Below are 10201 nucleotides of genomic sequence, written 5' to 3' on the forward strand. Positions count from 1 at the left end.
TGTGCCCGCCGCCCCCGTTGACGGGGGCGGCGGGCACACCGGGGAAGTGGTGGGGACCGGTCCGCGCAGACAATTCACGAACCCGGGAGCGCGGCCGGGGGCTGTCAGCTCAGACCCACCAGCGGCGCAGCACGTGCGCCAGCCCCGCCTCGTCGTTGGTCAGCGTGACCTCGTCGGCCGCGGCGTGCACCGATGGGATGCCGTTGCCCATCGCCACCCCGTGGTCGGCCCACCGCAGCATCTCCAGGTCGTTGGGCATATCGCCGAAGGCGACCGTCACCGGGACCGCGGACGGCACGGCTGTGAACGCCGCCGTGGCAGCGGCGATCTCCGCCAGGCCGCTGGCCTTGGTCACACCGCGGGCCGCGAACTCGATCAGCCCGTCGGTCGTGGAGTAGGTGACGTCGGCCAGGTGGTCGACCTCGCCGCGGAGCGCGGCCACCATGTCGGCGCTGGGCATCCCCGGAACCCGGGCCAGCAGTTTGAGGACCGGCGTGGAGAGCACCTCGGCGTGCCCCACCTCCAGATGTGCGGGGTGGATCCATGCGTGCTCGTAGTCCGGGCTGGCCACGAAGTCGGCGTCCGCCGCGTCGGTGCCCAGCCGTTCGGCCGCAATACCGCTGTGTGGGAGCCTCCGACGCAGGACCTCGTCGATCGCGGCGAGAGTGTCCGATTCGAGCAGCCGGGTGGACAGGAACTCGCCGGTGTCGGTGTCCATGATCACCGCGCCGTTCGCGCAGACCGCGAGCGGCGCGACCGGCAACTGGTCGACGACCTGGTCCAGCCACCGCGGGGGGCGCCCGGTGGCCAGGACGAACGTCGCCCCGTCCGAAACGAGGTCCGCCACGACGGCCCGGTTGGCCTCCGGGATGAGGCTATCGGTCCCGAGCAGGGTCCCGTCGACGTCCGTGGCGACGAGCAGGGGTCTGGAACGGGTCACGGAGCGTCCGGGCCCGCCGGTCCCTTCGGGGCGTCGGAGGCGTCGGCCGACGGATCCACTGCCTTCTCCGCCCGCCGGCGCATCCGCTCGGCGTGCTCGGCCTCGTCGAGGGCGGTGGCCTGCTCCAGGGTCGGGGCCGAACCACCCAGACGGGCCGGGACCCAGTTCGCACCGGGCGGGTACGGACCGTAGCGCTGCGCGTACTCATCCTGCAGCCGTTCGAGTGTGGCCTGGATCCGCGAGCGCAGTTCCTCGGTGCACTCCTCCACCGGCTCGTAGGCCGGAGTCGGCTCGCCGACCTCCATCATGATCGGCACCTTCGGGCGCACCAGCTTCTTGGGCAGGCCCTTGGTCCACACCCGCTGCGAACCCCACAGGGTCACGGTGATGATCGGCACGTCGGCGGCGAGCGCCATCCGCACCGCACCGGACTTGAAGCCCTTGACCTCGAAACTGCGGCTGATGGTGGCCTCGGGGAACACGCCCACCAGCTCACCGGCCCTGAGCCGGTCCACCGCCTCGTCGAACGACGCCTTTCCGGCCGTGCGGTCCACCGGGATGTGCTTGAGCTCCCGCATGATCGGCCCGGAGATCTTGTGGTCGAACACCTCGACCTTGGCCATGTAGCGGATGAACCGCTTGTGCAGACGCGCCGGGATGCCGCCGTAGACGAAGTCGAGGTACCCGGTGTGGTTCATCACCACCACGGCCCCGCCGACCTCGGGGAAGTTGCGCTCGCCGCGCATCGTGATGTCCAGTCCCTGGACCTTGAACATTGTCCGGGCGAACCCGATGATCCCCGTATAGAGCAGCTCCACGGCCCCCAGCGTAGCGGCCCACCCCCGGCGGTGTGATCCGCTGCCGGTAGGTTCGGCGGGGTGGATGACGACGAGCCCTTCGATTCGGTCGACCCCGCGGCGCGCAGCCGCCACTATTCGTGGCCGCCGCTGCCCACCGCCTCCGAGCGCAGCCCGCACGCGGGTCTGGACGCCCTGCGGAGGATCATCGACGGCGAGCGCCACCTCTCCCCCGGCGCGCACACCCTCGGCCTGGCACTCTCGTCAGCCTCCGATCGCGTGGTCACCATGACCGCCACACCCGGCGAGTGGGCACTGAACAACGGGGGGACCGTGCACGGCGGGATCGTCTCGGGGTGGGTCGACTCCGCCCTGGGCTACGCCACCGCGACGGTCGTCGACGAGGGCGTGGGCTACAGCACGCTCGACCTGACGGTCCGGTACATCCGCGCGCTCAGGCTGGAGAAGACCCCCGCGACGATCCACGCCGAGGTCGAGCACGTGGGTCGGTCGACGTGCGTCGTGCAGGCCAAGGTCCTCGACACCGACGGGCGGACGTGCGCCAGCGCGAGCGGCGTGATGATGCTCTTCCGCCCCTGACCCAGGGGCGGCAGGACGACGCCGCCCCGGTCATCACGACTAGCGGGGCGGCTCGAGCACGTCCTTGCCGACGAACGGCCGCAGCGCCTCGGGCACGACCACGGACCCGTCCGCCTGCTGGTGGTTCTCCAGGATCGCCACGAGCCATCGAGTGGTGGCCAGCGTGCCGTTCAGGGTGGCGGCGGTCTGGGGCTTGCCCCCCTCGCCCCGGTAGCGCACACCCAGCCGGCGGGCCTGGAACGTCGTGCAGTTGGACGTGGACGTGAGCTCCCGGTAGGCACCCTGGGTCGGGACCCACGCCTCGCAGTCGTACTTCCGTGCGGCGGACGACCCGAGATCTCCGCCGGCGATGTCGATCACCCGGAAGGGCAGTCCCATGGCCTTCAGCATCTCCTTCTCGAAGCCCAGGAGCCGCAGGTGCTCCTCGTGGGCCTCCTCCGGCCTGCACCAGGAGAACATCTCGACCTTGTCGAACTGGTGCACGCGGATGATGCCGCGGGTGTCCTTGCCGTGGCTGCCGGCCTCGCGCCGGAAACAGGAGGACCAGCCGACGTAGCGCTTGGGCCCGTCCGCCAGGTCCAGGATCTCGCCCTGGTGGTAGCCGGCGAGCGCGACCTCGGAGGTGCCCACCAGGTAGAGGTCGTCGGCCTCGAGCCGGTAGATCTCATCGGCGTGGGCGCCCAGGAAGCCGGTGCCCTGCATGATCTCCGGGCGCACCAGGACCGGCGGGATCATGAGCGTGAATCCGTTGGCGGTGGCCTTCTGCGCCGCCAGCTGCAGCATGCCCAGCTGCAGGAGGGCGCCGTAGCCGGTGAGGAAGTAAAAGCGCGCGCCCGAGACCTTGGCGCCGCGCTCCATGTCCAGTAGTCCCAGGCTCTCGCCGAGCTCGAGGTGGTCCTTCGGCTCGAAGTCGAAGGTCGGAATCTCGCCGATCCGCTCGATCTCCACGAAGTCGTCCTCACCGCCGGCGGGGGTCCCCGCCTCCACGACGTTGGAGAGCAGTCGTTGGATCCGATCGACCTCGGCCGCGGCGGACTTCTCCGCCTCCTCGGCGTCCTTGACCGCCTGCTTGAGCGCACCCGCCGCCTCGAGCAGAGCGGGGCGGTCCTCCGGCGACGCCTGCCCGACCTTCTTGCCGTGCGCCTTCTGCTCGGCTCGCGCCCCGTCCGCGGCGGAGATCGACGACCGGCGGGACTCATCGGCCGCAAGCAGTCTGTCGACCAGCGAGGGGTCCTCGCCGCGGGTGCGCTGGGAATCGCGGACGAGGTCGGGGTTCTCGCGGAGCAGCTTGAGATCGATCACGGCGACCAGCCTAGCGGCCCCGTCCCACCACCCGAATCCGCTACCGCGACCACACATCCGCCGCCGCGTGCGGGGAGCGGACCCGGCGGAAGGGAAGCGGATCCGGTCCGGCTCAGACGCCGAAAAGTTCGAGGAAGGCGTCCTTCTCGAACATCCGGGCGGTGTCGACCGCCGTGGGTGTGCCTCCGTTGGGGTCCGCGCCGCCCTCGAACAGCACCCGGACCACCTCGCCGTACCCCTTGAACACCGCGCCCGCGAGCGGAGTCTGACCGCGGTCGTTCGCGCGGTCGACGTCCGCGCCGCGGGCGAGCAGGGCCCGGACGGTGTCGGGGTGCCCGTTGTAGGCGGCCAGCATGAGCAGCGCGTCACCGCGCTCGTTCGTCAGGTCCGGGCTCACCCCCGCGTCGACGTAGGCGGCCAGCCGTTCGGTCTCGCCGTCCCGGGCGAGCTGGAAGAGCATCTGTGCGAACTCGAGGACCTCCGCGTCGACCCCCTCGCGCGGCGCGCGGGTTCCGCTGTCCGGGCCGCCGGCCTCGTCTCGGTTCTGTCCGCTCATGCCCTGAATCCTATCGGGGAGGCGAAGTTGCGGCATCATGGATGCGATGATCACTTCCTCGCGATCACGACACCCGGGCCGGTCACTGCTCCGGACCCGGGGCGCGGTCATGGCCTCACTCGTCGCGACCCTGTCCGGCGGGGCGATCACCGGTGGGCTCATGGCCTCGGCCATGGGTGATCCGAACTCCGCGACGGCGGAGCGGATCGCGGCCATCGTCCCGCAGGTGGACCCGAGGACGCTGTCCGGGCCCGCCTACGCCGACGCGACCCCGGGAACGTGTCTGACCTGGCAGGTCGACGCCGCCGACCGCGTCACCGCGTTCACGACCGTCGACTGCGCCGAACCCCACCGCTTCGAGGTCGCCGGCCGGATCGACCTCTCCGGGGTACCCGGGTTCGGCGAGAACACCCCGCTCCCGGACAACTCGAGGCTGGCCCCGGTCGGCACCGATCGCTGCATGCCGCTGATCACCCGCTACGCGGGGGGCCGGGAGGTCGACCCGGCGGGCCGGTTCACCGGCCTGGTCGTACCCCCGTCCGAGGAGGGGTGGGCCAAGGGCGACCACACGGTGTTGTGCGGCGTCGCCGCAGCCGAACTCGACGGTCGCTCGACCACCTCGACAGGGGTGTTCGCCGAATCGGACCAGCACCGACGGTGGGACCCCGGCACCTGCCTGGGATTCACCGACGAGGGTCTGCCCGGCGCACCGGTGCCGTGTTCGGACGACCACGCGATCGAGGTGGTCTCCGATGTCGACGTCTCAGGGATCTTCCCGGAGGCGCCCACCCCGCCTGAGCCGAGAGTGCAGTCCGAACTCACCGCCGACGCCTGCCTCGCTGCCGGGACGGCCTACCTGGGAGATGGCGAGGCCCTGCGCCGGACCACCCTCATCTCCACGCTCGTCAACCCGATCTCGCAGATCTCGTGGGCGACCGGGAGCCGCACCGTCAACTGCGGACTGATGAGGACTGCCGACCCCGGGCCCTTCGCGGTGCTGCGCGGCTCCGCGCGGCAGGGCGTCCTGATCGACGGATCCACCCCGGTGGCCCCCACCACCACCGAGGTCCCACCACCAGGGGTCGGCCAGGGGACGCCCGGAACACCGACCGATCCGGATCCCGGGACGGTGTCCGTCCCGATCCCCGGCGGCACACCGTGAGCATCGTCGTGACCGAGTCGCGGTTCGAGTCGCTCGTCGACGACGCGCTGGACTCCGTGCCGGACGCGTTGTTCACCGCGATGGACAACGTGGTGGTCCTGATCGCCGACCGCCATCCGGAGGAACCGGGCCTCCTGGGTCTGTACGAGGGCGTGGCGTTGACCGAGCGTGACACCACCTACTCGGGCTTCCTGCCCGACACCATCACGATCTTCCGGGGCGCGCTGTGCGACTTCTGTTCCACCGAGGAGCAACTGGTCCATGAGGTGGCGGTGACGGTCATCCACGAGATCGCCCACCACTTCGGGATCGAGGAACACACCCTGCACGCCCTCGGCTGGGGCTGATCGGGGCCTGACTTCTTCGACCCGCCCAGGGTGCCGGCCTTGATCGCGGCCCGCCATTCCTTCACGTGCGAATCGTAGAGCCTCTCCCGGCGAAGTACTTCGCCCTTGGCGCCGGCGGGGGCCGCAGGTTCTTCCTCCGCACCGCGCAGCGTGCACTCACAGGGGTCAACCCGGCTCCTGAACATGCCTGCCACCTGCGGAAATCCGGTTGGTGCTGGGCTTTGGATGAACGATGACTACGGTGGAGCATATGAGCGAGATTCGGGACGCTGAGTACGGTCGCCCGACGCACCTTGTGGCGCATTTGAGTGATACGCATTTCGTCGCCCAGGGCCTTCTATACGGGCAACTCGACGCCGAAGCGCGGCTGCGTCAGATCTTCGACGATCTCCGAGCCTCACGGGTCCGACTCGATGCACTGGTGTTCACCGGCGATTTGGCGGACGGGGGCGAGCCCGCGGCGTATACCCGACTCAAGGCATTGGTGGAACCGATCGCCGCAGAGCTTGGTGCGCAGGTGATATGGGCGATGGGAAATCATGATGACCGTGCTCACTTTCGCGGCACACTGCTCGAGGAGATGCCGGACGACGGCCCCGTCGATCGCGCATATGACCTCGACGGCTTGCGGGTGATCACCCTCGATAGTTCAGTACCGGGCCACCATCACGGAGAACTGGACGACTCGCAACTGCAGTGGCTGGCCGAACAGCTCGAGACCCCGGCTCCGCACGGCACGATACTGACGATGCACCATCCTCCGGTGCCGTGCGTGCAAGACCTCGCCGTGCTGGTCGAATTGCGTGACCAAGCCCGATTGATGCAGGTGCTGAGGGGCAGCGACGTTCGGGCCATCCTGGCCGGACACATGCATTACTCGACGACGGCATTGTTCGCCGGAATACCCGTTTCGGTCGCTGCAGCGACGTGTTACACACAAGACCTCAACGCACCTGTCGGATCGCAGCGCGGCCGCGACGGGGCGCAGGGATTCAACCTGGTGCACATCTTCCCCGAGACGATCGTGCACTCGGTGGTGCCGATCGGTTCGCACGCCACGGTCGGCGAACCGGTGTCGGCCGCCGAAACCGTACACCGCCTGGCGGCGGCCGGCGTCCGGATACCAGAGACCGCCGGTGAACCCGAGCAGCAGCGAGCCCCGATCGAGGTTCATCCTTCGGTTCAGGACTCACTGGTCCCCTGAGGCCCCTCGGCGTCTCCCCCGGAGGAAGCCGTCTCCCACGGTGCAGGGATGGGAAAGTAGTCGCGAAGAAATCGGGTCATGACCCGAGCGCGGGTCGCCGGGTCGACCTCGGAGGTGGAACTGTCGTTGAGGCAGAAGAAGTCCGCCTTGCGCTTTTCCAGCAGCGACTGCAACTTGCGTAAGCCAGCGTTGGTGGTGGTATCGATATACCGGTGACGAGCGGACTTCTGTACCACGGCCCGTCCACTCATCAACGCGTAATAGTGATAGAGCGAGTTGGTCACCGAGATGTTGTCACTTTTCCGGAACCTACTGGCCGCAGTGGCGACGAACTCCTCGGGAAACTCCCGCTCCATCTCCGCCATGACCGATTTGCGCAGCGGGGTCGGAGCGTGCGCCAAGTGCCTGGTCGTTAGCGATCCGAATCTGTCCTGCAACAGGCGGCGGTTCACTCGCGCCGAGTTCTCGAAACCGCTGCGCTCATCTTTGTTGAGCCCCAGCCCGATTCGCGTGTCGTCCTCGATGAACATGCTGATGCCGCCGGGAGAAAAGAACATGTCAGGCCGTACCGGGCGACCGAAGAACATATCATCGTTCGAGTACAGGAAATGCTCGGAGAGGCCGGGAATCCGATGCAGCTGACTCTCGACGGCCTGGGAATTGTAAGTGGGCAGCACGGACTGGTCCGCGAAGAACTCTTCGCTCCGCACGAATCGGACCCGCGGATCGTCTGCGAGCCAGTCAGGGCACGCTGAGTCGGTAGCGACGAAAATGCGCCGGATCCAGGGGGCGTACATGTGCACAGAGCGCAACGCATAGCGGAGCTCGTCGACCTGTCGGAACCGCGCCGCGGAGTCGTCGCCGAAACCCACCACGTGGCTCACCATCCGCTCGGCGCGGCGTCGTTGCCATTCGACATCCGAGCCGTCCACCCAGGAAAAAATCAGGTCGATGTCAAAATCGATGTCGGAGGCATGCGGTGCGAACATGTTCTCGATCGTCGGCCAGATCATCCCGAAGCGTTCAACGGTACTGCGCGTCGCCTCGCTGGACGAGATCGTGCGGCGCGTCAACGAATTCTCGACCGGCAGCACGATCCTGTCCTCCGCGAACGACCACAGTTCGATCTGGACCCCCGTATTCGCGCCGTACCGAAGGTCGCTGCGCAACTCCACCCTCGGCCGAAACAATCGAAAGATGCGGGCTTCCGGGCTCGGGGAAAGGGCCCCCTCTGCGACGAGAACCGTTCGTCGTCGCTGGTCATCGACCGTTTTGGAGTAGAACGGTTGCCGGGCAGATGCGCGTGCGAGAACCTCGGCCAGGGTTGCCCCGAGTGCTTGATCAACGGCGAGTACCGGACGCTCGTCATTTCCCCGCACCAGCAGGTAATCGATCCGGGCGGCATCGAGCGCCGCACGGATGAACAAGAGGTCCTCGATCATGGCCTCATGCGGGGTGGTCGTGGTTATCGCCTGGGCGAATCGGCCCCGGGACTGGACGACTCCGGGAGCGTCGCGCAGGCGAGACCGAAAGGCCGCGCTCGGCTGCTTGACCGGATCGTGGGTCTTCTGCTCCGGCGGTAGGAAATAGACATCTTGAGGGGCAGAAGAGTGTATGACCGGACATCCTTTCGAGCGCGAACACGCTGACGTAGACCCACACTGTACCCTTGACCAGCGCAAACAGCATCCGAACCGTCGGTTTGGGGCGATGATAGCTCTATGGTCTGCCCACCATGCCCGCACGGCGCGGCTTCTTGCAGCTTCACGTGGCGGACACCATCGGACTGGCCCGGGCACGCCGATACCGTGCCGCGACCATCCACGGCTTCGGAGTAGTGACTGCCTGCGTTCTCGCCGACTGGTCGGACTCTGGCTCGTAGGCACTGGCTTCAGGCGTTCACGGATGATGGCTCGTTCGAACTCGGCGAACGCCCCGAGCAGCGGCAGCATCAGATCGGCTCTCAGTGGCACTGCCGCGGAAGGGGCGAGACAGTACTTCGGAGGACCCGCATTCCACGCTCACCCGGACCGTGCCCCTCCGGACCCGCGCCCCCTCAGAACTCCGGGCGTCCGAGGTGATCGCCCCACCGCTCGCAGGACCACCCGCCGCGATCCGGCGCCAACTCGATGACCCCGCAGTTGGGGATCCGGTTGACCAGCGCCCACTGTGAGGGCACGGCGCCGGCGAACACCGCGATCATCCGCATGAGGGTGCCGTGCACCACCAGCACCACGTCGATGCCGTTGTCGAGGTGGCTCTCGCGGAGCTCCGTCACCAACGGCATCGCGCGCTCCTGCACGGCCAGCGCGCTCTCGCCCCCAGGCAGGCACGAGGTGAGGTCACCGTCCTCCAGCCAGTCCCGCACGACCCGGTTGTACGCCAGCAACGCCTCGGTGCCGGTCCTCATCTCGTACTGACCGGCCTGCACCTCGTAGATCCCCGGCACGGCCTGGGTGGGCAGCGCCGTCGCGTCGGCGATCAGTCCGGCGGTCTCGCGGGCACGCGCCGCCTCGGAGCTGAGGATCACGCTCGGTGCGATGCCGGATGCGGCGAGTTCGGCGCCCACCGTCCGCGCCTGGTCCCGCCCGAGGTCGGTGAGGGGAGCGCCGGGCAGGGCGGTGTCCAGGGCGCCGGCGACGTTGGACGGGGTCTGCCCGTGCCGGACCAGGTGCAGTCGCGCGCTCACCGCTCGTCGACCCCGTTCTCATCGACACCGTTCTCATCGACGCCGTGCCGGAGACCGTCGATCCAGTCGAGCGCCTCGGAGCGGTCCGGAGGTGCGGAACCGGCGCCGACACCGTCCGCGACGGGCCACGATCCGAGGAAGCGCAGGTCGGCCGTCCGATGGTGCAGTGCCGCCAACGCCTCGGCCACCACGGGGTCGTCGATGTGACCGACGAGGTCCACGTGGAAGAGGTAGGTGAACCGCTCGACGCGAGTGGGTCGTGAGCCGATCCGGGTGAGGTCGATGTCGCGGATCGACAGCTCCGTGAGGGCCTGGACCAGCGAGTTCGGCTCGTGCGGCAACCCGAAGACCACACAGGTCCGATCGTGTCCGGTGCGCCCGAGCGGAGGCCCCGGCCGGCCCACCAGGACGAACCGGGTGCGTGCCCCACCCACATCGGCCACGTTCTCCGCGAGTGGGACGAGGCCGTTGATCTCTCCGGCTCGCGCGGGCGCGGCGGTGGCGTCGGCGTCACCCGCCGCCACCTGTTCGGCTCCCGCCGCAGTGGACGAGGTGGTCTCGATGTGGGCGCGCGGCAGGTTCACGCCGACCCAGCGGCGCACCT

At 68.6% G+C, this 10201-nt stretch carries 11 protein-coding genes; 4 read left to right on the forward strand and 7 right to left on the reverse strand.

Going from position 1 to position 10201, the window contains the following annotated elements; all coding sequences use genetic code 11:
- Window positions 1-109 precede the first annotated feature (109 nt).
- Both G6027_RS06595 and G6027_RS06600 read right to left on the reverse strand, forming a co-directional pair.
- Window positions 110-940, reverse strand: a complete 831-nt coding sequence (locus G6027_RS06595) for an HAD-IIB family hydrolase (protein WP_182636476.1) — start codon at window positions 938-940, stop codon at window positions 110-112.
- The gene (locus tag G6027_RS06600) at window positions 937-1758 is read right to left on the reverse strand and encodes a 1-acyl-sn-glycerol-3-phosphate acyltransferase (protein ID WP_182636477.1); all 822 of its coding nucleotides are present in this window, start codon (window positions 1756-1758) and stop codon (window positions 937-939) included. Before G6027_RS06600 ends, G6027_RS06595 begins: the two co-directional genes overlap by 4 nt.
- Window positions 1759-1818: 60 nt before the next feature.
- On the opposite strand from G6027_RS06600, the gene G6027_RS18670 reads away from it, so the two are divergent.
- Window positions 1819-2337, forward strand: a complete 519-nt coding sequence (locus G6027_RS18670) for a hotdog fold thioesterase (RefSeq protein WP_182636478.1) — start codon at window positions 1819-1821, stop codon at window positions 2335-2337.
- A gap of 39 nt (window positions 2338-2376) precedes the next feature.
- Here the strand turns inward: G6027_RS18670 and serS are convergent, their stop codons facing one another.
- Both serS and G6027_RS06615 read right to left on the reverse strand, forming a co-directional pair.
- Window positions 2377-3639, reverse strand: a complete 1263-nt coding sequence (gene serS / locus G6027_RS06610) for a serine--tRNA ligase (RefSeq protein WP_182636479.1) — start codon at window positions 3637-3639, stop codon at window positions 2377-2379.
- A gap of 112 nt (window positions 3640-3751) precedes the next feature.
- Window positions 3752-4099, reverse strand: a complete 348-nt coding sequence (locus G6027_RS06615) for an ankyrin repeat domain-containing protein (protein WP_206682168.1) — start codon at window positions 4097-4099, stop codon at window positions 3752-3754.
- A gap of 142 nt (window positions 4100-4241) precedes the next feature.
- On the opposite strand from G6027_RS06615, the gene G6027_RS06620 reads away from it, so the two are divergent.
- The 3 genes from G6027_RS06620 to G6027_RS06630 all read left to right on the forward strand — a co-directional run bounded on the left by G6027_RS06620 (window position 4242) and on the right by G6027_RS06630 (window position 6908).
- Entirely contained in the window at window positions 4242-5357 is a 1116-nt protein-coding gene (locus G6027_RS06620) for a septum formation family protein (RefSeq protein ID WP_241726881.1), read from the forward strand.
- Window positions 5354-5704 carry a metallopeptidase family protein gene (locus tag G6027_RS06625; protein ID WP_182636481.1) on the forward strand — a complete coding sequence of 117 codons (351 nt, stop codon included), beginning with the start codon at window positions 5354-5356 and terminating at the stop codon, window positions 5702-5704. The genes G6027_RS06620 and G6027_RS06625 overlap by 4 nt, the downstream gene beginning before the upstream one ends.
- Window positions 5705-5954: 250 nt before the next feature.
- A complete protein-coding gene (locus G6027_RS06630) occupies window positions 5955-6908 on the forward strand; it encodes a phosphodiesterase (RefSeq protein WP_182636482.1) in 954 nt (317 codons plus the stop codon).
- Here G6027_RS06630 and G6027_RS06635 read toward each other — a convergent pair.
- From G6027_RS06635 to G6027_RS06645, 3 genes are all read right to left on the reverse strand, one after another.
- Window positions 6887-8350 carry a stealth family protein gene (locus G6027_RS06635; protein ID WP_241726883.1) on the reverse strand — a complete coding sequence of 488 codons (1464 nt, stop codon included), beginning with the start codon at window positions 8348-8350 and terminating at the stop codon, window positions 6887-6889. The genes G6027_RS06630 and G6027_RS06635 overlap by 22 nt on opposite strands.
- A gap of 614 nt (window positions 8351-8964) precedes the next feature.
- A complete protein-coding gene (locus G6027_RS06640; protein WP_182636484.1) occupies window positions 8965-9597 on the reverse strand; it encodes a histidine phosphatase family protein in 633 nt (210 codons plus the stop codon).
- Window positions 9594-10201: prephenate dehydratase domain-containing protein (locus G6027_RS06645; RefSeq protein ID WP_277612314.1), on the reverse strand; the 608-nt coding region annotated here is incomplete at its 5' end. The genes G6027_RS06640 and G6027_RS06645, both read right to left, overlap by 4 nt.

The organism is Dietzia sp. SLG310A2-38A2 (genome assembly GCF_014145095.1).
Taxonomy (GTDB): Bacteria; Actinomycetota; Actinomycetes; order Mycobacteriales; family Mycobacteriaceae; genus Dietzia.